This window comes from Gordonia marina (genome assembly GCF_052036135.1).
Lineage (GTDB): Bacteria > Actinomycetota > Actinomycetes > Mycobacteriales > Mycobacteriaceae > Gordonia.
Genome location: NZ_JBPSDN010000015.1, coordinates 20,901 through 41,974, shown reverse-complemented (window position 1 = coordinate 41,974; position 21,074 = coordinate 20,901). Strand labels below are relative to the sequence as shown.

The following is a 21,074-nucleotide window of genomic DNA, read 5'->3' as shown; positions in this document are numbered from 1 at the left end:
GCATGACAGTTCTGGACAAGTTCCGGCTTGACGGCAAGGTGGCGCTGGTGACCGGTGCGTCCAGCGGCCTCGGCGTGGGCTTCGCGAAGGCGCTCGCCGAGGCCGGCGCCGACGTGGTGCTGGCCGCGCGCCGCACCGACCGGCTCGCCGAGACCGCCGACGCGGTGCGGGCTCTGGGCCGCAGGCCGCTGCCGGTCGGCTGCGACGTGTCCGACCCGGCCGCATGTACGGCCGCGGTCGAGGCCGCGATCGCCGAATTCGGGAAGGTCGACATCCTGGTGAACAACGCCGGGATCGCCAGCTCGGTGCCGGCCACCCGGGAGGATCCGGCGGAGTTCCGCCAGGTGATCGACGTGAACCTGAACGGCACCTTCTACATGGCGCAGGCCTGTGCGCGCGTGATGCAGCCGGGGTCGTCGATCGTGAACCTCGCCAGCATCCTCGGCATCACCAGCGTCCTGATGCCGCAGGCGGCCTACAGCGCGAGCAAGGCCGCGGTGATCGGCCTGACCCGCGACCTGGCGCAGCAGTGGACGCCGCGCAAGGGTATCCGGGTCAACGCCCTCGCCCCCGGCTACTTCGATTCGGAGATGACCGCGGAGTTCGACGAGGGCGTGCTGGAACGCTACGTGATGCCGCGCACCCTGTTCGGGCGCCTCGGAGGTGTGGGCGAGCTCGACCCGGCGCTGCTGTTCCTGGCCAGCGATGCGAGCAGCTACCTCACCGGGGTCACGCTGCCGATCGACGGCGGCATGCTGGTCAGCTGAGAAAGGACCGATCATGACCACGACGGTGTCCAAACTGTCCGGCAGCAACGTCAAATCGCCGAGACTCCTGAGGTGGGCGTCCGACGGCCCGCGCGCGACCATGGAGTTCGCGACCTACCTGTCGACCTGGCCGGCGATGCTGGCCGCCCCGGTGAGCGACGACCTGCAGCCGATTCTGGTGCTGCCCGGGCTGGGCACCGCCGACGTCGCCACCGTGCCGCTGCGCCAGACCCTGCGCCGCCTCGGCTATCCGACCTACGGGTGGAGGCTCGGCGTCAACATCGGGCCGAGCGCCAAGATCACCGCGGGCATGCGTGACCGGCTCGCCGAGGTCTACGAGCGCCACCAGGCCCCGGTGTCGGTGATCGGGTGGAGCCTCGGCGGCATCTATGCCCGCCAACTGGCCCGGGAGACACCGGAGATGATCCGGCAGGTGATCACCCTCGGCAGCCCGATCAAACTGGAGCGCCACAGCCAGAGCAACGCCCGGCACCTGTACAACCTGCTGCGCCGCTTCCACGTCACCGATCTGCAATTGCCGCTGGAGGCCGATGCGCCGCCGCTGCCGATGCCGTCGACCGCGTTCTACAGCCGGACCGACGGCATCGTCGCCTGGCAGGCGTGCCGGGACAACCCGGGACCGATGGCCGAGAACATCGAGGTGCTGTGCAGTCACTTCGGGTTCGGGCACAATCTGCCGACGGTGTGGGCGATCGCCGATCGTCTGGCGCTGCCCGCGGCCGAGTCGCCCGCGCCGTTCCGCCCGCCACGCTGGATGCGGTACGCCTATCCGGGACGCTGACGCCCGGGCCGTCGTCCCGTTCGGCGCACCACGCCGGGACCGCCGGGACGCGATTCGGCGAACACCGCCTCGCAGCGTGCATTCGACGACGGCCGCGTCCCCCGGCGGGAGTGACGCGGCCGTCGTCGTACGGCCGGAGCTTACGGCTCGGCGATCAGGTTGTAGTCGGTGATCAGCTTGCCGACCTCATTGTCCTGGAACTTCGCGTACACCCGCTCGCGCAGGAAATGCGGACCGGGCAGTTCCACCTCGGCGCCGTCGCGCAGGCGCGAGGTGGCGTTGAGGAGTTGGCGGACATCGTAGGTCGATCCGAAGACCTCCGGGACCGCGCGCTCGATGTCGAGGAGGGTGTAGACCGCCTCCATCGGCGTGCGCACCGAGTACTCGGTGGTGAAGATACAGTCGCGCGTCGGGCTCTCGGAGAACTGGCCGATGAAGGCGAAGTTCACCGAGCCGGCCGGCACCACGTCTGGCCGGTCACCGGACTGGCGCGGCATGAAGAACGCGGTGACGTACGGCATCATGCACGGGACGGCCTTCGCGCCGGTCGCCGCGAGTTCGTCGATCTGATCGGTGGGGACACCCATCTGGTACAGCCATTCGCGGGTGATCTCCTCACCGGTGCATTCGGCCATTGTCTTGTCGACGTAGTCGCCCTTCTTGTCGGGGAACAGGCCGTAGACCCAGACGACGATCTGGTCTTTCGGTTGCTGCTTGAAGTGCGGCTGCCGGTTCACCGTCCAGCTCAGCAGCCAGCTGGAGTCCTTGGCGGTCACGATGCCGCCGGTCACCACCTTGCCGCTGAAGGGATCGCGCTTGCAGATCTTGCGGATGTACTCCGGGATCCGGGTGTCGAGCGTGGTCACCGTGCACGACTCCCACTTGGTGGCGTCGATGTCGCCGCCGAAGACGTTCGGACGACCGAATGCCGGATCCTTCGCGGCGATCCGCCGCCACAGATCCCATGCCGGCGCCGGCCCGCGGTTGAGCTTGGCCGGGGTCTGGTGATCGCCCTCGTCGGAGTTCTCGGTGAGCGAGCCGATCGTCATGAACAGCAGATCATTCGCCGAGAGCTCGGTCGTACCGTCCTCACCCTTGCTGGTCCAGTGGATCCGCGTGGCCTGTTTGCGGGTGCCGTCGACGTCGAAGTCGACATCGGTCACCGTCGTGGAGAAGCGGAACACGACCCCCTGATCCAGGAGCCACTTGTAGAGCGGCAGGACCAGCGACTCGTACTGGTTGTACTTGGTGAACTTGAGCGACGACAGGTCCGGCAGACCCTTGATGTGGTGGATGAAGCGATGCAGGTACAGCTTCATCTCCAGCGCGCTATGCCACTCCTCGAAGGCGAACATGGTGCGCCAGTACAGCCAGAAGTTGCTCGCCAGGAACTCCGTGGAGAAGAAGTCGCTGATCTTCACGTTCGCCAGTTCCTCGCGGGTGGCGAGGAACATGCGGACCAGATCCTTCTGCGAGGCGTCGTCCATGTCGAACTTGCCGTCGGTGTGCGCGTCCTGGCCCTGCTTCTCGGTCACGCGGCACAGCGAGAAGTTCGGGTCGTCCTTGTTGAGCCAGTAGAATTCGTCGAGCACGCTGGCACCGTCGATCTCCAGCGACGGAACGGAGCGGAAGAGGTCCCAGAGACACTCGAAATGGTTCTCCATTTCGCGGCCGCCGCGGATCACGAAGCCCTTCTCGGGCTCCTTGATACCGTCCAGGGCGCCGCCCGGTAGATCGAGTTCCTCGAAAACGGTGATCCTGTCGCCGGACATCTGGCCGTCCCGGATCAGGAACGCGGCGCCGGAAAGCGACGCCAGTCCGGATCCGACGAACCAGGCCGTCTTGTCGTCTACTCCGGCCGGCTTGCGCGGTCGGGCGAACGCCTCGTAGTTGCCTGCGTCGTGATGCATGGATTCCCCTCTGTGGATTGTTCGGTCGGCGCTGATCGCCCGATGGTGGGTGGCTATTTCGCGGAGTAGTCGTAGAAGCCGCGCCCGGACGCGAGACCCAGGTAGCCCTTGTCGATGTAGTCGGCCTTGAGCCAGGCGGCGAGCTTCTGCTGCTCGGCATCGCCGGACATCATGATGTTGTACGGCGTGTTGAGGCCGATGATGTCGTAGATCTGGAACGGTCCGAGCGGAGCGCCGGTCGCGATGCGCCAGACCTCGTCGACGGACTTGGGATCGGCGTAGTCGCCGGCGGCCAGCTCGGCGGCGGCGCTGAGGAAGGGCACCAGCAGTGAATTGAGGACGTAGCCGGCCTTCTCCTTGTGCATCGGGATCGGCACCATGCCGATCTCGGTGGCGCACTCGACCGCGGTGTCGAAGGTCTCCTTGCTGGTCTTCTCGGTACCCATGATTTCGCAGGTGTTGAACTGCCAGACCCGGTTGGCGAAGTGCATCGCCAAGAAGCGGTCCTCGCGGCCGGTGGACGGCGCGATGTCGCTGGGCAGCAAGGTGGAGGAGTTGGTGGCGAAGACGGTCTTGGCGGGTGCCACCTCGTTCAGCTTCGTGAAGGTCTCGTCCTTGATCTTGAGCACCTCGGGTACGGCCTCGATCACCAGGTCGGCATCGCCGGCCGCGGTGGCTAGGTCGGCGGTGAAAGTGAGGCGCCCGAGGGCCGCGTCGACCGATTCCTGGGTGGCGCCGGAGACTTCGGCGAGGTACGTCTTGGCCAGATCGCGGGCCCGATCCTTCGCTTTGGCGAGGATCTCGTCGTTGAGGTCGTAGGCGGTGACGGTCTTGCCCTTGTATGCGGACTGGAAGGCGATCTGCAAGCCGAGAACGCCGGTGCCGAGGACGGTGAGGTTGGTGATTGTCGACATGTGGTCCACGCTATCGGCGGGACGGCGGCGCTAGGCGACGGGCGACTCCCGCTACCGATACCGTGACGCTGGCCCAGAATGGGGTCTATCGAACTACTCGCGGAAGGTCACTCGTCCCGCATGGCGCGCGCGACGAAGCGAAGCGCCTCGCCCTGCCACAGCCCGATGTGATCGAGCATGGCGTGGCCGCCGTTCGGCACCGAGATGAAGCGCGCGTCCAGCCCGCGCGCGGCGAGCTCGGCGATGCCCTTCTCGGTGCGCCGAGGCCGGGTCAGGGTGTCGTTCTCGCCGTGGATCGCGAGCACCCGCGCGCCGTCGTGGATCTGCCGCCAGTCCGCGTACTGCCACCAGGGGGCGAGCGCCAGAATGTCGGTGACCTGTTCGTCGGCGCCGAGCTGCGCGACGATCCGGCCGCCCATCGAATGCCCGATCAGGGCGATCGGGGTGTCCGGGTACGTGCGCTTGAGCCGGTCCAGCGCGTTGCGCGCATACGGCATCGGGCTGGCCTGTCCACCGTTCCAGCCGTACACCCGGTAGGTGGCCTGATGGACCCGGACCGACCGGGGGAACCGGGCCTGGATCGACAGGCTGAACGGGTACATCCGCATCGACGGATGCTGGGTGCGGGAGAACGGCTGGTAGCTGAAATCGGTGCCGCCCGGCAAAACGAGGACGGCGAGCTTGGGGGAGGCCATTCCTGCACCCTATTACCCGGCTCGGTTCGCCGGTCGGCGGAGTCGGGGGTCGCACCATGTCTGGCGATCCCGCACCATGCCGGTCTCCCTTCGACCGCGGGTCGTCGCTCCGCTCCGCCACGCTCGGGATCGCCGAGTCGAGGCCACCCGCTCACCCCGTGCCGAACGCCGGTTGTGGCCGGGCGTCGCGCAGAACATCGGCCGTCTCGGGGCCGCGGACGGCGATCTTCCCTCGGCGGTGCTGAGGCGGCCGGTCTTCTGCGGATCTTCTCGGCCCGCGCGACCTCCACTATGCGGGCAGTCGGCCCTCGGCGACGTCCAGCACCCACTGCTCCACTTCGCGGCCCTGCTTCCTCAGAGCGGTGGCGCGGAGCTTCGCTGCGGCGCGGCGCGCGCCCGGGCTGTTGCCGCGGAGTTCCCAGTCGGCGTTCTCGCGCTGACGCCTGCTCTCTTCGAGATCCACCGTCGCCTCCCTCATCGCCGACTCTCCGTGAATGCCACGACTATATCAATCTCACTGGCCGTGACCAGCGGCGATCGGGTCAGTGAATCGAGTGTTTCCATACCGACCTGCTGATGGCTCGGCTCGTCGGCGAGGGCGAGTTCGATCGCCCACTGCCACCGTTTCCACCATTCGGCGCGGGCCTGTTGCTCGGCGCGTTCCCGGCGATCGTGGTGCTCGGATCGTTGACGTTGCCAGAGCGTCGCGATGACGCCGAAGCCGGCGGTCAGACCGACGACCAGAGTCACCCACTGTTGCGCACCCATCGTCCACCCCCTCTGGTATCTCGACTACGACTCACAGCGTCGTCGATACGCGCGGGCGGCGACAGGTGCCGGGAGCGAGTCTGTGGACAACCCGGTTCGTCCACAAGAGGGCCGGGGTGGGACTTGCGTTCGCGGACCATGTCTGAGGCGCTGAGCAATCGGCGAGACAGTGGCAGAATCGGCAGGTATGGCGCACCCGCGGGCCGGCGCACCGGCGCTCGAAGAAGACCTGATCGACGTCGATGCCGTGCGGCGCGCGTATTACGACCTGGCGCCGGACCCGGCGAACCCGGACCAGCGCGTGGTCTTCGGCACCTCGGGCCACCGGGGGAGCAGCGTGAACGCGGCGTTCAACGAGAACCACGTGCTCGCGATGACCCAGGCGATCGTCGACTACCGCAACGCCGAGGGGATCGACGGGCCGGTGTTTATCGGGTTCGACACGCATCTTCTCTCGATCCCGGCGTGGCGCAGCGCGCTGGAGGTCCTCGTCGGGAACGACATCGCCGTGTTCACCGCCACCGGCGACGCGTTCACCCCGACCCCGGCGGTGAGCCGGGCCATTCTGGCGTTCAACACCACCCTCGACTCCGTCGAGTCCGGCCGGGCGGACGGCATCGTCGTGACGCCGTCGCACAACCCGCCCGCCGACGGCGGTTTCAAATACAACCCGCCGAGCGGAGGGCCGGCCGACGGGTCCATCACCTCGGTGATCGCCGCGCGCGCCAACGAACTCCTGGAGGCCGGGCTCGACGGCGTCCGCCGCGTCTCGTTCGAGGAGGCGCGCCGCAGCCCATTGGTCACCGACTACTCGTTCATCGACACCTATGTCGCGGCGCTGCGCGACGTGGTCGACATGGACGCGATCAAGGCGGCCGGATTCCGGATCGGCGCGGACCCGCTCGGCGGCGCGTCGGTCGCCTACTGGGGGGCGATCAAGGACTACTACGGGCTCGACGGGATGACCGTCGTCAACCCGGACACCGACCCGGCGTTCAGCTTCATGACGCTCGACACCGACGGCAAGATCCGGATGGACTGCAGTTCCGCGAGTGCGATGGCGTCGCTGATCGCGCAGCGGGCGTCGTACGACATCGCGACCGGCAACGACGCCGACGCCGACCGCCACGGCATCGTGACGGCCGACGCCGGCCTGATGAACCCGAACCACTATCTGGCCGTCGCCATCGACTACCTGTTCACGCACCGGCCGGGCTGGGCGGAGAACACGGCGGTCGGAAAGACGCTGGTGTCGTCGTCGCTGATCGACCGGGTGGTCGCCGGGATCGGGCGCGATCTGATCGAGGTGCCGGTCGGTTTCAAGTACTTCGTCGACGGCCTGGCGGACGGGACCATCGGCTTCGGCGGCGAGGAGAGCGCGGGGGCGTCGTTCCTGACGTTCGACGGCCGGCCGTGGTCGACGGACAAGGACGGGATCCTGCTGGATCTGCTCGCCTCGGAGATCCTCGCGGTGACCGGGAAGACGCCCTCGCAGCGGTACGCCGAACTCGCCGAGCGCTACGGATCGAGCGCGTACGCGCGGATCGACGCGCCGGCGAACCGGGAACAGAAGGCCCGGCTCGCGGCGCTGTCGCCGGAACAGGTCGAGGCCACCGAACTGGCGGGGGAACCGATCACCGCGATCCTCACCGAGGCGCCCGGCAACGGCGCGGCGATCGGCGGGCTGAAGGTGACCACGGAGAACGCCTGGTTCGCGGCGCGGCCGTCGGGCACCGAGGACGTGTACAAGATCTACGCGGAGAGCTTCCTCGGCGCCGAGCATCTCGCGCAGGTGCAGGCCGAAGCGCAGCGGCTGGTCGACTCGGTGCTCGGGTAGCACCGCTACAGTCGGACACGTGAGTAAGAAGCCGTCGCCGACCGGACAGACCGCACGTCACGAGCCGAGAGCGACCTCCAGTCGTTCGACGTACGTCCTGGTCGGCGCCGGTGTGCTGGTGATCGTGCTGATCGTCGCCGGGGTGCTGTGGCGGGCCAACAAGAAGTGGCCGCCGGTCGATGAGAAGGTGCTGGCGCAGAACTCGTCGTTCATCGTGGGCGATCGGAACGCGCCGACCACGGTCGACGTCTTCGAGGACTTCGGCTGCACGCACTGCAAGACGTTCGAGTCGACGTCCGGTCCGGCGCTCGCCGCCGCGGTGCAGGCGGGCAGCCTGCGCGTGCGCTACCACCTGCTGATGATCCGGGACTCCGGGTCCGGCGGCTACTCGTCGCGCGGGGCGGGCGCGGTCCTGTGCGTCGCCCGGCACGGCTCGGCGGACGGCGGCGATTCGGCGGAGGTCTTCACCCGGCTGCACGCCGACCTGTTCGCCAAGGCGGACGGCGAGTCGGGCAAGGGGCCCGACAACGCGCAGATCGCCGACCTCGCGGCGCAGGCCGGCGCCAACGAGGCGACGCGCACCTGCATCGCCGACGGTGCTCTCATCGGTGAGGCGAAGGCCATGGCGAAGACCTCCACCACACAGTTGGAGAACTCCAACAAGGGAGTCGTCGCGACGCCGACGGTCCTGGTCGCGGGCGAGCCGGTCGACATCGACGACGGCGGCCGATGGGTGCAGAAGCTGGTCACCGGAGGACCGTCGAGCTAGGCCATGTCTCCTAAATCTCTTTCCGGTCCTCGGCGGCCCGCTGAACGCCTGGCGGCGTTGTCGTCGGTCGCCCAGCGGATCCACCGATGCCTTCGGAGAAGATTTAGGAGGCACCGCCTAGATCCGGCGTACCGTCGGTTCCGTCACCGAAGTGAAGGAGGTCCGATGACCACGGTGCAGCCCGACGCCGCGCTCATGCCCGCCGCGTTCCTCGGTCACGGGAGCCCGATGAACGCGATCGAGCACAATCGCTACACGGAGGCGTGGTCGGCGTTCGGCCGGTCGATCCCGACCCCGCGCGCGATCCTGGTGATCTCGGCGCACTGGTACATCAACGCGTCCGCGGTGACCGCGATGCGCCTCCCGCGGACCATCCACGACTTCTACGGCTTCCCCCGCGAACTGTTCGACGTCGACTATCCCGCACCCGGCGCGCCCGACGTCGCCGAGGCGGTCGCCGACATCGTCAAGCCCACCTGGGTCGGCCTGGACGTGGACAGCTGGGGGATCGACCACGGTACCTGGTCGGTGCTGCGCCATGTGTTTCCGGACGCGTCGATCCCGGTGGTCCAGCTGTCGCTCAACGCCTTCGAGGGCCTGGACTACCACCTGGAACTCGGCCGCCGGCTGGCACCGCTCCGCGAGCAGGGCGTGCTGATCATCGGCAGCGGCAACATCGTGCATAACCTGCGGGCGCTCGACTTCTCCCAGCCGGACGGCGGTTTCGCCTGGGCCCGGCGCTTCGACGACGCGGCCGCCGAGCTGCTCGCCGACCGGTCGTCGGAGATTCTGACGCTCGATGCGCACCCGGACTTCGCGAGCGCGGTGCCCACCCCCGACCACTTCCTGCCGCTGCTCTACGTCGCCGGCCTCGCGGACGGCCGCCCGCTGGACCAGCTGATCGAGGGGTACAACGCCGGATCGCTGTCCATGACGTCGTACACCCTCGGGCTGAACGGCTCCGCGGCCTGACCGGGGCGGTCCGCTATCCGGGTCCGGGGCTCTCCGCGTCGAGCGTGATCAGCGAGCGGGTGAAGCCCGGCGCGGCGTCACCGAGCACCGCGAAGTAGCGGCGATCCGCATCCTCGACGGCTGCGTTGGCCCGATTCACCAGGCGGATGCCCTCCGCGGTGATGGTGAGAGTGCGGGCCCTGCGGTCGGCCGGATGCGCGTGGCGCTCGATGAGACCTTTGCCCTCCAGCGCGCGAAGGACCTGAGAGGTCATCATGTGGTCGGTCCCGGCGTGCTCGGCGAGATCGCGTTGCGTGACGGTCGCGGTGTCCTCCATCGAGGCGAGTACCGCGAGGAGCACGAACTGCACGTGGGTGAGATCGAACGGCGCCAGTGCGTGGCGGATCATGCGCTGCCACGAGTTCGTGACCCGCCACAGCATCAGCCCCGTGCTGGTCTGCGGATCGGGGTACGCGGTGTCGAGTGCTCCGCGGCGATCGTGCGTCACGCCGCATCCAGATGAGTGAGCAGCCCGGTCACGTTCGACCGTGCCGAGTCGCGCAGGCTCCTGCCGAGGAGCCGCTTCCACAGCGGAGCGAGTGGTCCCTCGACACCCACGACGACCTCGACGTCCGCGCCCCGCGCTGCCGGGTCGGCCCGGTGCTCGAAGATCAGTCTTGCGCCCGGCAGTGCGGAGGCCGTCGTGAACAGGCGGCCGGGTTCGTATGCCGTCACGGTGAATCTCGCGGCCGGACCGGATACCGGACGTAGGCGCCCGGACGCGCCGAGGTGCGCCTGACCGGTGAAGGTCACCTCGCGGACCGCGATGTCCCACTGCGGCCAGCTCTCCGGGGCGGCCCATCGAGCGAACACCGCCTCCGGCGAGTGGGAGGTGTGGGCGGTGCAGGTGTCGAGGATGATCATTCATTTAGTATGCGCGCTTACTATTTCTCGCGCAAAGTTCGTGCTATTGGGCCCAGGGCGGCGCGATCCGTGCGCCGTCATCGGCCATCTGCGCCCGCATGCCGCGCACGGTGGTGGCCCAGAGACTCGCCGGCCGGTCGGCGGTGTTGCTGACGCGCAAGCGCGTTCCCGACGGGACCAGGACCGCGTCGCCGGTCCGGGCGGTGAAGCGGTCGTCGTCGATCTCGACCTCGAGCGATCCGGACAGGATGTGCAGCACCTCTTCCTCGGTCATCGAGTGGGCCGCGCCGTCGGAATGCGGCGGGAAGTCTGCGCGCCAGGCGGCCAGTCGGGTGGCGCCGGTCGTGCCGTTCGCGAAGGCGCGGAATGTCACGCCGTGCAGGTCGTAGGTGGCGCTGGGGTCGGTCAGGTGTGGCATGGCGGTCTCCCTTGAGGCTTATGGTCAACTAGGTTGACTATAGATCGACAACTAGATTGACCACAAGGGTTAGGCTGGCGGTCGTGGACGACGTCGCGATGCCCTTCCTACTCCTCTCCGCCTTCCGCGGCATGGTCGACGCCGTGCACGCGCGCCTCGACGACGCCGGGTTCTCGGGCGTGCGGGCGACGCACGGCTTCGCCATGCAGGCGCTCGGCGACGGCTGCAGCAGCGTCGAACTGGGGGAGCGGCTCGGGGTGTCGAAACAGGCGGCGGCGAAGACGGCGGCAGGGCTGGAGGAGCTGGGGTTCCTCGCGCGTGAGCCCCATCCGGTCGACGGGCGTGTCCGGGTTCTGGTGCCGACGGCTCGCGGGCGGGAGATGCTGCGGCTGTCGGGAGAAGCGTTCACCGCGGAGGTCGGTCGTTGGCGGGCCGCGGCGGGCGACGACGCGGTGGACACGACGCTGCGCGCCCTCGCCGTCACCCCGTGGGGTCCACGGGGTGCGAGCGACTTCGGCGGCTGGCTCTGACCGCCGATCGCGGTCAGGCGGTCAGTAGGTGCGGATCTTCACCGCGGGTTGTGCGAGGTGCGGGCGGTCGGTCGTGACGCTGAACCGGACGGTGCCGCGGCCGGTCGTGACGTGCTTGCTGAATCCGCTCTGATTCTCGCCCAGGCCGGGCAGGTTGCCGCGCGCCAGGCCGCTCACCGCACCGTGACGTCCGGTGGTGAGATTGGTCCAGTGGACGGTCGCGCGCACCGCGCACGGCTTCCCGTCGCCGGAGATTCCGAAGAAGCCGCCGCTCACCCCGAAGTCGACGGTCCCGGGGGCCTCGCTCGCCGCGCGGGCGAAGCCGGTCACCTCGCCGGCGCAGGCCGGACCGTAGGCGATGGTGGGTGTCTGGGCGGTGCGCGCATCGCGCCCGCCCGGCACGAACGGCGCGGCCCCGGCGGTGGCCGTGGCGGGTGCGAGGATCAGGGCGGTGCCGAGCGCCGCCGCGACGGCGGCGCGTCGGGTGTTCCGGGTCCGTGTGCTCATGGTGACTCCCTGTGATTCGTTCCCTCTCTTCGAGGGTAGTGGGAGTCGTGAACAGGGGTCGTGACCTGGTGATTTGGTTGTCGTTCGCGTGGTCGGGTAGTTTAGCTAACGCACCCGCGAGGGTGAACAACTGAACACGGGGCTATGGCGCAGCTGGTAGCGCACCACACTGGCAGTGTGGGGGTCAGGGGTTCGAGTCCCCTTAGCTCCACCCTGAAAGGGCAGGTCAGAAGTATTTTCTGACCTGCCCTTTTCGTTGTCCTGAACTGCGGTGGCCACAGCCGAACAGCCGCGTGCTTGGCCTACCGTCGCCGGCGGTCGAGGTATCCGGCGATCGACTCGATCGCCCGTTCCAGGACCGGCGCCTCGGGCAGGCAGACGATCCGGAAATGGTCCGGTTCGGGCCAGTTGAATCCGGTGCCGTGGGTCACCAGGATGTGCTCCGATCGCAGGAGATCGAGCACGAACTTCTCGTCGTCATCGATGCCGAAGAGTTCGGTGTCGATCCGGGGGAAGCAGTAGAGCGCTCCGCGCGGCGGCACGCAACTCACTCCGGGGATGGCGTTGAGCGCCTCGGAGGTCAGTGCGAGCTGCTTCTCCAGGCGACCGCCGGGATCGACGATGCCGGCGGGCAGGGGCGAGCCGGGCAGGCCGGCGCCGAGGGCCAGCGGTATCGCGTGCTGGCCGGCGCCGTTCGGGCAGATGCGCATGTTGGAGAGCAGGGTGAGGCCTTCCAGGAGGTCACCGGCGCGATGGACCGGACCGGTGGCGACCACCCAGCCGGCGCGATACCCGCAGACGCGGTACGCCTTGGACAGGCCACCGAAGGTCAGGCACAGGACGTCGTCGCCCGCGGCGCGAGCGGCGTGGTGATGGCGGGCGTCGCCGAAGACCAGTTCCTCGTAGATCTCGTCGCTGAGCAGGACCAGCCCGTGACGACGGGCGATGTCGGCCATCCCGCGGACGGTCTCCTCGCTGTACACGGCGCCGGTGGGATTGTTGGGGTTGATGATGACCAGTGCGGTGGTCTTCGGGGTCACCTTGGACTCGATGTCGTCCAGTGACGGGTTCCAGCCGTTCGCCTCGTCCGCCCGGTAGTGCACCGGCACGCCGCCGGTCAGGTTCACCGCACCGGTCCACGTCGGGTAGTCGGGCGCGGGCACCAGGATCTCGTCGCCGGGGTCGACCATCGCCTGCAGGACGAGCGTGATGAGTTCACTGACCCCGTTGCCCAAGAACACCTCGCCCGCCGACACGTCGGCCACGCCGCGGCGCCGATAGTGGTCGGTGACCGCCTCGCGAGCGGCGGGAATCCCGCGCGAGTCCGAATACGCCTGTGCGGCGCCGAGGCCGGCGGCGACGGCCGTCACGATCTCCGGTCGCGCATCCAGCCCGAACGGGCGCATGTTCCCCAGATTGAGGCGCAACACGTCGTGCCCCTCCTCTTCGAGGCGCATGGCCTCGGTGAGGATCGGACCGCGAACGTCGTAGCGCACGTGCCGTAGCCGTGCGGACTGTCGAAACATCGTCATGCCGCTATTTCACCGCCATAGTGGCGAAGGCAGAAGATCCACTATCGCCGATTTCGTAGGACCACTTGGCGGATCGGTCACGACCTGTCGGCCTATGCTTGCGTCATGGCCCGCACGACCCGCGCCGAACCGCTGGTTCTCGACGACGTGTCGGGAACCGCCGATCTGGTGAAAGCGATCGTCGACGGCATCGCCGGCGGCGCGCTCGCCGACGGGGATCGGCTTCCGTCGACCCGCACGCTCGCCGCGCAGGTCGGGCTCTCGCGGGGCACCGTCGTCCGCGCGTTCGACGAACTCGCCGCCGCCGGCTTCGTGGTCGCCGCCCACGGCTCCGGTACGCGGATCAGCGCGGGGGCGTCGCAGGCGGCTCGTGCTGGGGCACGGACCCGCGGCGGCGACGATGAGGTGGCGGCGTCCGCGATCGAGCCTCGTCAGGGACGATCACGTCGCGACCTGCGCCCGGGGATTCCCGATGCGGAGCTGGTGGATGGACGGGCCTGGCGCCGGGCGGTCCGGACGGCCGCGGGCCGGGGTCTCGCCGGGCTGAATCCGTGGGAGGAGCCGAGCCCGGGGCTGCGGGCGGAACTGTCCGGGCATCTGCGCCGGCATCGGGGCATCGTCGCCGCGGACCCGCTGCTGTTCGACAGCTCGCGATCGGCGATCGCCGCACTGTGCGCCGCGTTCGTCGCCGACCGGCCCGACGCTCGCACGACGCCGTTCCACATGGAGGACCCCGGGTACCGCGGGGCCCTGCTCATGGCGCGGGAGCAGGGGCTCGACGTCCGCTTTCAGCGCACCGACGACGACGGTTTCCGCGTCGCCGATCTCGGTGACGAGCCCGGGGTCGTGTTCACCACGCCGGCGCACCAGTATCCGCTCGGCCACCGGATGAGCGTCGAGCGGCGGGTGGCGCTGGTCGACTGGGCGCGGCGGACGGGCTCGCTGGTGATCGAGGACGACTACGACGGCGAGTTCCGCTACGGCGTCGCGCCGCTGCCCGCGCTGGCGACTCTGCCGGGGGCCGCCGAGCACGTCGCCTATGTCGGTACCTCGTCCAAGTCGCTGTCGCCGGATCTGCGGGTCGCGTGGTGCGTGCCGCCGGCCGCGCTGCGGCGATCGGTCGAACGATGGCTGGCCGTGCACCGCCGCGGGCCGTCGTCGCTCCCCGCCGATGCGCTGGGAGAGTTCCTCGGCTCGGGGGCGATGGATCGCCATCTCGCCCGGGCGGCACGGGTGTACAGCGATCGCCGGGCCCGGCTGGTGACGGCGCTCCATCGGGAGTGCCCCGGCCTTCCGGTGACCGGCGTGGAGGCCGGGCTGCACCTGTGCGTGCTCCTCGCGGGGCACGACGACGAAGCGGTGGTCGACGCGCTCGATCGCGATGGTTGGCGCACACGGTCGCTGAGCAGTCAGTCGTCGGTGCACGCGATCTCCGGTCTGGTGCTGAACTATGCCCGGCTGAGCGCGCGCGACGCCGCGGAGTTCGCCGTGTCGTTGCGCCGCACTCTGCATGACCTGTGACGATCCACTGCGGACCACCAGCGGAAACCCCGCTTCGATCTGGATCGAAGCGGGGTTTCCTTGCGCGCTGTAGCGCGGCCCGGTCGCGGTTCCGGCTGGCGACGACAGGCCGGCTCGGCGTCCGGCTCAGCGGTAGCGGTCGAACACTCTCCGGGCGTTGCCGGAGTTGATCGCCGCGGCCTGCTCCGCGGTGAGCCCGGTCTCCTCGTCGAGGGCTCGGGTGAACTCCCGGGATACCGCGGCCGATGCGTACGGGTAGTCGCTGCCGAACAGAATCCGCTCTGGGTCGGCGAACTCGGCGAACGACCCGAAGGCGTACCGCCCCGAGGAGAGCGCGGTGTCGAAGTAGAACAGCCTGAACTGGGCGAGCAGCTCATCGGCCGTCGGTCCCTCGGGCTGCAGAGCGGGCTGGAGCTCGCAGAACCGCAGCACCGAGTACGGCACGAAGCCGCCGGCGTGCGACAGGATGATCTTCACGTTCCGGTAGCGGGTGAGGACCCCGTTGAACACCATGTGCACGGCGTTGCGGGTGGTGTCGAACGGGTAGTCGACCAGCGGCCCCGGGATTCCAGGCAGGGGAGCGAGTGGTCGTGCCGGGTGCACGAAGACCACCGCGGAGCGGTCGTCGAGGACTCGCCACAGGGGTGCCAGAGCGGGGTCACCCAGGTACATCCCGCCGTAATTGGACAGGAGAACCACCCCGTCGGCGTGCAACTCGTCGAGTGAGTACACGGCCTCGGCGGCGGCGGCCTCGACGTCCGGAAGCGGAACCGTGGCGAGGTTGCCGAACCGGGGGCCGTGGTTCGCGACCAGGCCGGCGGTGTACTCGTTCACGCGACGGGCGATGCCGGGGCGTTCCACCGAGGACCACCCGGTGACGCTGGGCGCGGTCAGCGACAGCATGCTCGTTTCGATGGCGTTGTCGTCCATGAACCGCAGATGCGCGTCGGGACTCCAGGCCGGCAGCGCCCAGCCCGACGGATCGCCGCCGTGCTCGGCCAGTGCTTCGCCCCAGAACGGCGGGATGACGTGGGTGTGGACATCGATTCGATTCGGTGTGTTCATGAGACCAATATCCGTCCGTCGGCGGGCCTCCGGGAGGGGAGCGATTCGTACCCCCTCGGAATCCGGCGATACCCGCGCCCGTGACCGATCATGCGCCGCTTCACGCCTCCGGTATCCGGTGAATCGCTGCGATAGTGTGCAGGTCATGAGTGGTGCCCGCGACCCTCGACTCCGGGAATTGGGGGCCTTCCTCCGCGCCCGCCGAGCCGACCTGCACCCCGATGCCGCCGATCCCGCTGTCGGGCGCAGGCAGGTGGCCGGGCTCCGCCGCGAGGAGGTCGCCGAGCGGGCGTTCATCAGCCGCGAGTACTACACCCGGATCGAGCAGGGCCGGATCGCGCCCAGCCGCGCGACGCTCGACCAGCTCGTCGTCGCGCTGGCGCTCGACGACGATCAGGCCCGGTACGCGCGGCGGTTGCTCGCGGAATCGGGCCAGGGTCCGCCGCCCGAATCGCGCCTGCGGGACCACGCGGTTCCGCCCGAGCCGATCGGCCGGCTACTCGTCGCGCTCGGCGGCCTCCCCGCAATGATGATCGGCCCAGGCACGTCCATCCTCGCCTGGAACGATGCGGCGGCCCGGATGTTCATCGACTTCGACAGGGTGCCCGTGGAACGCCGCACCTACGTGGATCTGCTGTTCGACGACGCCGTCTTCCAGAGCCGGTTCCGCGACCTGGACGCGATGCGGGACGTCGTGGTCGGTGTGCTGCGCTCCACCGCGACCGCACATGCGGGGGCCGACGCCGGCGCCGAGTTGGCGGACCGGAGTGTGGCGTTTCGGGAGCGCTGGCGACGGTTCGGCGTCGCGCAGCCACGCCAGCAGCTCGGGATCCCGTTCCGGGACCCGGAATCGGGTGACATCGAGGTCGATCAACTCGTCCTCGGCCTGGAAGACCCGGCGCAGCGGTTACTGGTGTACCTGCGTTCGGGGGCCTGACCTCCGCGAGCGCTCGACGCGCGCGGCGCCGTCGGCGACGGCTAGCGGGGGAGCGGGCTGTAGAAGACCAGACCGTTGCCGTCCTTGTCGTAGACGACGGCGCGGCGCTCGTGGGCGTCGTCGTACGGCGCGGTGACGATGCCGCCGCCGGCCTCTTCGATGGCCTTGGCGGCGCCGTCGACGTCGTCGGTCTTGATACCCACGACCACCTGGCCGGGGATCGGATGGTCCACCTTGGTCGCGAGGGCGACGGTGATGCCGTTGCCGTCGAGGGCGGCGTAGTGGGCGCCGTCGCGGAACTTGAGGGTGAAGCCGAGGGTCTCGGTGTAGAGCTTGATCGATTCGTCGAGGTTCTCGGTGGACAGCAGGATCTGCCGGGTCTGGAATTCAGTCATCATCTACCTCCATGTAGGTGCCCTGACCGAAGGCTAGCGCGGCTCGCGGGGCGGCAGGAGGATTGGGGTCGCGCGGATCATTTCTTCAGCGGAGGGAGGGGCATGCCGGACGACGCCGGAGCGGTGCTGTGGTGGCTGCCGGTCGGGGCGGGCGGGCGCGTCGTCGTGCACACGAGCGGCTGGTGGGAGTCGTATCGCGCGTGGCGAGAGCACCGTCGGCCGGCGCCGCTGTTCCATGCTGCATTGGAGGTGACCGCTGGTGACACGCGGTACGTGATCGAGATGGCCCCGGCATGGGGCGGCCCGGCCGGCCCGTGCGGCGTGGTCGCCACCGGTCCGGTGGGTCTCCGGCCGCTCGGGGCGCTTCGATCGTTCCGGTACGAGGTGCGGTGCTGGCCGAACGGGGTGATCCCGGATCTGCGATGGGCGGTCGGCGGGCCGATCCGGCTGCCGATGTCGGGGGAGCGTGCCCGTCGCGTCGTCGACCGGGTGTCCGAGGTGCCCCGGTTGGTGTGGGGACGCCACGAATTCGCGATCGGCGACATGTGGAACTCGAACTCGCTGATCGCCTGGTTGCTGCTGACATCGGGAGTCGACGTCGCCCGGCTGCGGCCGCCCGGCGGTGGTCGTGCGCCGGGCTGGCGGAGCGGCCTCGTGGCGGGCGGCGATCAGGGCGCGGCGGCCGGGCAGATGTGAGGCACGGTGGGGAGTCAGGCGCGGTACTCGTCGTCGGTGACGTGGTCGAGCCAGGTGACCACCTCGCCGTTCTCGTCGGCCTCCTGCATGGCGACATGCGCCATGAACCGGTCCGGAGTGGCGCCGTGCCAGTGCTCTTCACCGGGCTCGATATAGACGACGTCGCCCGGACGGATCTCCTGCACGCCGCCGGTTCGGGTGGCGACCAGGCCGATCCCGTCGGTGACGTACAGGGTCTGTCCCTTGGGGTGGTGATGCCAGGCGGTCCGCGCACCGGGGGAGAAGCGGACGTGCGCGCAGCCGATGGCGGTCTGCTCGTCAGGGTTGCGGATGCCGTCGATCTGCACGGTGCCGGTGAACCACTCGGACGGCCCGGCGCCGGTCCGGCCGCCGCTCTTGGTGAACTTCATTGCGGTCCCCTCTGATCGCTTCCGCTTCCTGCATACGCCGATCCCGCGGACACGGCAAAGGCGGCGGTGAAACGGCGCGGTGAGACCGGGATGCGTCCGCGCGGGGGCGGGGTCATCGAACCGAGAATTGTCGGTGACCTGCTCTAACGTGTCGTGCGAGGGGTTCGCCGAAGATGCGTATTCGAACACTTGCGCTAATGGTGCATTCGGACATATATTGAGGGTGGGAACGCAGTAGCGATAGTTGAGTGGCATGAGACTCATCGAGAGATGCTCGACCGACTGGGCGATGCTGCGGCGGCACGACGTCATCTGGGGGATGGATGAACGCGGTGGAATTGACCGATCTGGCCGACCGGCTGGCGGATGAGTTGACCATGGCGACCGATGGAGCGCCGCCGGGCACCCTGGCGGCCCTGTTCGAACGGCCTCGTCCGGCAGGCGACGATCGGGAACTGCTGGCGGTGACCGCGGCGGCGCTGCGGCTGCGGACCATTGCCGATCACGTACTCGCGTGCGCGTGTACGGCCATGGAGCGGGCCGAGCTGCCTGCCCGAAAGCGGGTGTGTTCCGCGGCCCGGATCCTGATGGGCCTGGGTGCAGCGCCCGCGGTCGCCCATCGTGCGGCCCGGTTGGGTCGGGCCGCGGCCGATCCGCGGTTGGCGCCGGTGACACGCGGAATGCGGGACGGTGCGGTGTCGGCCGAGCGCGCTGACGCGGTGGCGGCCGGGCTGGGGCACGTCATCGGTCGGGTGCAGATCGACGACGATGTGGCGGCGACGGTGGTGGCGTCGCTGATGGTCCAGTCGTGCCCGGCGCGAGTGAAGGACAAGGCGCGGGCCTGGGCGATCCGGCTCACCCCCATCGAATCGGACGACGGCCGTCCGCCGGTGGCCGAGCGCGACGAACTCAATGAGATGACGCTCGATCGCACCGATGACGGGCGATTCTCGGTGACCGTCGACCTCGACGTGCTCGCCGGCGAGGAATTGTCGGTGGCCCTGGATCCGCTGACCCGCCCGGTGCCGGAGCCCGACGGGTCGACGGACAGACGCTCGTCGAAGCGGCGGCGTGCGGATGCGTTCATGCAGATGGTGCGGTCATACCTGGCGCGAGGTGAGCGTCCAGAATCGGGCGGCGTGCTGCCGCATGTGTGCCTTGTGGTGCCGATGGGGATCACCGTCAACGGTCGGCTGACCGACGGCGCGGAGCCGAACAGCGGCCGACGTCGCCGAGAGGGGGGCGATGGTGCGGCAGAAGTCTTCCGGATTCCACTCGCCGACATCGACGGTCCGCGGGACCGGGTGGCTGGTGACGGAACGGCGGGTGTTCCGGTGCTGGGTTTCGGCGGGCCCGTCTCCGCGCGGACGGCGGAAATGGTGATGTGCGAGGCCTCGGTCGCCGCGGCGATGGTCGACGCGGACGGGGTGCCGCTGAGTGTCGGCCGGGAGAAGCGCCTGTTCCCTCCGGGCATCCGGAAAGCGCTGGTGATCCGTGATGGCGGCTGCGCATTCCCCGGCTGCGGGCTGCCGCCGAGTTGGTGTGACGCGCACCATTGCATGCCGTGGTCGCACGGCGGGGAGACGTGTCTGGACAACGGCGTCCTGCTGTGCCGCCGCCATCACGGTCTGGTTCACCACGGCGGGTGGGAAGTGTTCATCGGCCATGACCGGCATCCCTGGTTCGTGCCGCCCGCGGATCCGGATCGCCCGGGCCGGCGGTGCGAGCCCACCTGCGCGAACAACCGAAGAACGCTGACGATTCTGCCGGGCGCGGCCTGAACTCCGGGGCCGGTCGTGCCGGGTCCGCTCGCTTCGGCCGCGCCGGGGCCGGCCGTCGGTTCGAGACGGGGGGCGTTGAGGCCGGGGCGGCGGGTTGAGGGTGCCAGGCTCCGTTCGTCGGATGCCGGTTCAGTGGCGGAGCGGTTCTTCGTCGCGCGTGTTGTTTGAGAATTTCATATGGGGCCGCGGTGTCGGCTGCCTCCGGTGTCACGACCCCGCGGTCGCCTGCCGGCGGAGCCCGGTGAGGAGGAGATCCAGGCCCGCACGGAACTGCACGGCGTCCTCGTGCCCGGCGAACTCGTCGACGATGTAGTGCATGAACGGGTATTCGCCCGGGTCCAGGGCGCGCCACAGGTCCGCCTCGGCGGCGATGTACTCGTCCCGGCTGACGGTTCCGTCGGCCACCTCGGGCGGCGGTTGCTGGCCGAGGTCCGCAGCGGTGCCGATCACGAAGCCGAGTACCGCGGAGGTGGCGTGGAAACTGTCACGGGGATTCATGCCGAGTCGCATCACCTGCTCGCCGAGGAGTTCGTAGAGCCGCAGGCCGGAGGGCTGGGCGCCGGTGTCGCGCATGAGGTAGGCGCCGAGCCACGGGCGGTCGGCGACCGTGTCGAACAAGGTGACGGCGATCGACCGCAGGTCGTCGATGGGGTCGTCGGCGCCGGTGAAGCCGTGCGTCGCCTCGACGACGCCGGCCAGGACGTGGTCGGTGGCCTTGTCCAGGAGCTCGTCCTTGCTCGACACGTACCAGTAGATGCTGGCCACGCCGCCGCCGAGTCGGGCGGCGAGGGCCCGGAAGGTGAGGGCGGGCTCACCGGCCTCGTCGAGCAGGGTGACGGCCTCGGCGATCACCGCCTCCATCGAATGGGAGGCTCGCCGCCGGCGGCGGGTGGCGGAGTCGGGCTGTGCGCTCATACCCCCATGATTCCCTGTCCCGAGCGGGTC

General features: G+C 69.3%; 24 protein-coding genes and 1 tRNA gene. 11 read left to right on the top strand and 14 right to left on the bottom strand.

Annotated elements, in window-relative coordinates:
* Positions 1-2: 2 nt before the first annotated feature.
* The gene (locus ACSEEN_RS11490) at positions 3-767 is read left to right on the top strand and encodes an SDR family NAD(P)-dependent oxidoreductase (protein WP_298442499.1); all 765 of its coding nucleotides are present in this window, start codon (positions 3-5) and stop codon (positions 765-767) included.
* 13 nt (positions 768-780) lie between these two features.
* Entirely contained in the window at positions 781-1,569 is a 789-nt protein-coding gene (locus tag ACSEEN_RS11485; protein ID WP_440713238.1) for an esterase/lipase family protein, read from the top strand.
* Between the two features lie 140 nt (positions 1,570-1,709).
* On the opposite strand, the gene ACSEEN_RS11480 is transcribed toward ACSEEN_RS11485, so the two are convergent.
* The 5 genes from ACSEEN_RS11480 to ACSEEN_RS11460 all read right to left on the bottom strand — a co-directional run bounded on the left by ACSEEN_RS11480 (position 1,710) and on the right by ACSEEN_RS11460 (position 5,856).
* The gene (locus tag ACSEEN_RS11480) at positions 1,710-3,479 is read right to left on the bottom strand and encodes an oleate hydratase (protein WP_298442490.1); all 1,770 of its coding nucleotides are present in this window, start codon (positions 3,477-3,479) and stop codon (positions 1,710-1,712) included.
* Positions 3,480-3,532: 53 nt separating this feature from the next.
* Positions 3,533-4,393 (bottom strand): 3-hydroxyacyl-CoA dehydrogenase, encoded by an 861-nt coding sequence (locus tag ACSEEN_RS11475; protein ID WP_298442487.1) that lies wholly within the window; start codon positions 4,391-4,393, stop codon positions 3,533-3,535.
* Between the two features lie 107 nt (positions 4,394-4,500).
* Positions 4,501-5,088: an alpha/beta hydrolase gene (locus ACSEEN_RS11470; RefSeq protein ID WP_247864790.1), complete on the bottom strand. Its 588-nt coding sequence runs from the start codon at positions 5,086-5,088 to the stop codon at positions 4,501-4,503.
* Positions 5,089-5,377: 289 nt separating this feature from the next.
* On the bottom strand, positions 5,378-5,551 hold the full coding sequence (locus ACSEEN_RS11465; RefSeq protein WP_440713237.1) for a hypothetical protein: 174 nt from the start codon (positions 5,549-5,551) through the stop codon (positions 5,378-5,380).
* Between the two features lie 11 nt (positions 5,552-5,562).
* A complete protein-coding gene (locus ACSEEN_RS11460; RefSeq protein WP_440713236.1) occupies positions 5,563-5,856 on the bottom strand; it encodes a hypothetical protein in 294 nt (97 codons plus the stop codon).
* 187 nt (positions 5,857-6,043) lie between these two features.
* On the opposite strand from ACSEEN_RS11460, the gene pgm reads away from it, so the two are divergent.
* From pgm to ygiD, 3 genes are all read left to right on the top strand, one after another.
* Positions 6,044-7,693 (top strand): phosphoglucomutase (alpha-D-glucose-1,6-bisphosphate-dependent), encoded by a 1,650-nt coding sequence (pgm, locus tag ACSEEN_RS11455; protein WP_440713235.1) that lies wholly within the window; start codon positions 6,044-6,046, stop codon positions 7,691-7,693.
* A gap of 19 nt (positions 7,694-7,712) precedes the next feature.
* Entirely contained in the window at positions 7,713-8,462 is a 750-nt protein-coding gene (locus ACSEEN_RS11450) for a DsbA family protein (protein ID WP_440713234.1), read from the top strand.
* Positions 8,463-8,657: 195 nt separating this feature from the next.
* Positions 8,658-9,434 carry a 4,5-DOPA-extradiol-dioxygenase gene (gene ygiD / locus ACSEEN_RS11445; RefSeq protein WP_502260913.1) on the top strand — a complete coding sequence of 259 codons (777 nt, stop codon included), beginning with the start codon at positions 8,658-8,660 and terminating at the stop codon, positions 9,432-9,434.
* A 13-nt stretch (positions 9,435-9,447) separates the two neighbouring features.
* On the opposite strand, the gene ACSEEN_RS11440 is transcribed toward ygiD, so the two are convergent.
* The 3 genes from ACSEEN_RS11440 to ACSEEN_RS11430 all read right to left on the bottom strand — a co-directional run bounded on the left by ACSEEN_RS11440 (position 9,448) and on the right by ACSEEN_RS11430 (position 10,755).
* Entirely contained in the window at positions 9,448-9,822 is a 375-nt protein-coding gene (locus ACSEEN_RS11440; RefSeq protein ID WP_440713263.1) for a MarR family winged helix-turn-helix transcriptional regulator, read from the bottom strand.
* 95 nt (positions 9,823-9,917) lie between these two features.
* The gene (locus ACSEEN_RS11435; RefSeq protein ID WP_440713232.1) at positions 9,918-10,337 is read right to left on the bottom strand and encodes an SRPBCC family protein; all 420 of its coding nucleotides are present in this window, start codon (positions 10,335-10,337) and stop codon (positions 9,918-9,920) included.
* A gap of 43 nt (positions 10,338-10,380) precedes the next feature.
* Positions 10,381-10,755 (bottom strand): cupin domain-containing protein, encoded by a 375-nt coding sequence (locus ACSEEN_RS11430; RefSeq protein ID WP_440713231.1) that lies wholly within the window; start codon positions 10,753-10,755, stop codon positions 10,381-10,383.
* An 83-nt stretch (positions 10,756-10,838) separates the two neighbouring features.
* Here ACSEEN_RS11430 and ACSEEN_RS11425 point away from each other — a divergent pair, with 83 nt between their 5' ends.
* Positions 10,839-11,285: a MarR family winged helix-turn-helix transcriptional regulator gene (locus tag ACSEEN_RS11425; RefSeq protein WP_440713230.1), complete on the top strand. Its 447-nt coding sequence runs from the start codon at positions 10,839-10,841 to the stop codon at positions 11,283-11,285.
* 21 nt (positions 11,286-11,306) lie between these two features.
* Here the strand turns inward: ACSEEN_RS11425 and ACSEEN_RS11420 are convergent, their stop codons facing one another.
* On the bottom strand, positions 11,307-11,792 hold the full coding sequence (locus tag ACSEEN_RS11420; protein ID WP_440713229.1) for a hypothetical protein: 486 nt from the start codon (positions 11,790-11,792) through the stop codon (positions 11,307-11,309).
* 138 nt (positions 11,793-11,930) lie between these two features.
* Here ACSEEN_RS11420 and ACSEEN_RS11415 point away from each other — a divergent pair.
* A tRNA-Ala gene (locus ACSEEN_RS11415) sits at positions 11,931-12,003 on the top strand.
* Positions 12,004-12,094: 91 nt separating this feature from the next.
* On the opposite strand, the gene ACSEEN_RS11410 is transcribed toward ACSEEN_RS11415, so the two are convergent.
* On the bottom strand, positions 12,095-13,324 hold the full coding sequence (locus ACSEEN_RS11410) for a pyridoxal phosphate-dependent aminotransferase (RefSeq protein WP_440713228.1): 1,230 nt from the start codon (positions 13,322-13,324) through the stop codon (positions 12,095-12,097).
* Positions 13,325-13,429: 105 nt separating this feature from the next.
* On the opposite strand from ACSEEN_RS11410, the gene ACSEEN_RS11405 reads away from it, so the two are divergent.
* Positions 13,430-14,845 (top strand): aminotransferase-like domain-containing protein, encoded by a 1,416-nt coding sequence (locus tag ACSEEN_RS11405; protein WP_440713227.1) that lies wholly within the window; start codon positions 13,430-13,432, stop codon positions 14,843-14,845.
* A gap of 126 nt (positions 14,846-14,971) precedes the next feature.
* Here the strand turns inward: ACSEEN_RS11405 and ACSEEN_RS11400 are convergent, their stop codons facing one another.
* A complete protein-coding gene (locus ACSEEN_RS11400; protein WP_440713226.1) occupies positions 14,972-15,910 on the bottom strand; it encodes an amidohydrolase family protein in 939 nt (312 codons plus the stop codon).
* 145 nt (positions 15,911-16,055) lie between these two features.
* Here ACSEEN_RS11400 and ACSEEN_RS11395 point away from each other — a divergent pair, with 145 nt between their 5' ends.
* Positions 16,056-16,847, top strand: a complete 792-nt coding sequence (locus tag ACSEEN_RS11395; protein ID WP_440713225.1) for a helix-turn-helix domain-containing protein — start codon at positions 16,056-16,058, stop codon at positions 16,845-16,847.
* Between the two features lie 41 nt (positions 16,848-16,888).
* Here the strand turns inward: ACSEEN_RS11395 and ACSEEN_RS11390 are convergent, their stop codons facing one another.
* Positions 16,889-17,242 (bottom strand): VOC family protein, encoded by a 354-nt coding sequence (locus ACSEEN_RS11390; protein WP_247868078.1) that lies wholly within the window; start codon positions 17,240-17,242, stop codon positions 16,889-16,891.
* Positions 17,243-17,344: 102 nt separating this feature from the next.
* Here ACSEEN_RS11390 and ACSEEN_RS11385 point away from each other — a divergent pair, with 102 nt between their 5' ends.
* Entirely contained in the window at positions 17,345-17,938 is a 594-nt protein-coding gene (locus ACSEEN_RS11385) for a hypothetical protein (RefSeq protein ID WP_440713224.1), read from the top strand.
* Between the two features lie 14 nt (positions 17,939-17,952).
* Here the strand turns inward: ACSEEN_RS11385 and ACSEEN_RS11380 are convergent, their stop codons facing one another.
* Positions 17,953-18,348: a (R)-mandelonitrile lyase gene (locus tag ACSEEN_RS11380; RefSeq protein WP_440713223.1), complete on the bottom strand. Its 396-nt coding sequence runs from the start codon at positions 18,346-18,348 to the stop codon at positions 17,953-17,955.
* Positions 18,349-18,671: 323 nt separating this feature from the next.
* Between ACSEEN_RS11380 and ACSEEN_RS11375 the strand changes: the two genes are divergently transcribed.
* On the top strand, positions 18,672-20,129 hold the full coding sequence (locus ACSEEN_RS11375; RefSeq protein ID WP_440713222.1) for an HNH endonuclease signature motif containing protein: 1,458 nt from the start codon (positions 18,672-18,674) through the stop codon (positions 20,127-20,129).
* Between the two features lie 207 nt (positions 20,130-20,336).
* Here ACSEEN_RS11375 and ACSEEN_RS11370 read toward each other — a convergent pair whose 3' ends face one another.
* The gene (locus tag ACSEEN_RS11370; RefSeq protein WP_247864681.1) at positions 20,337-21,044 is read right to left on the bottom strand and encodes a TetR/AcrR family transcriptional regulator; all 708 of its coding nucleotides are present in this window, start codon (positions 21,042-21,044) and stop codon (positions 20,337-20,339) included.
* Positions 21,045-21,074: the final 30 nt, after the last annotated feature.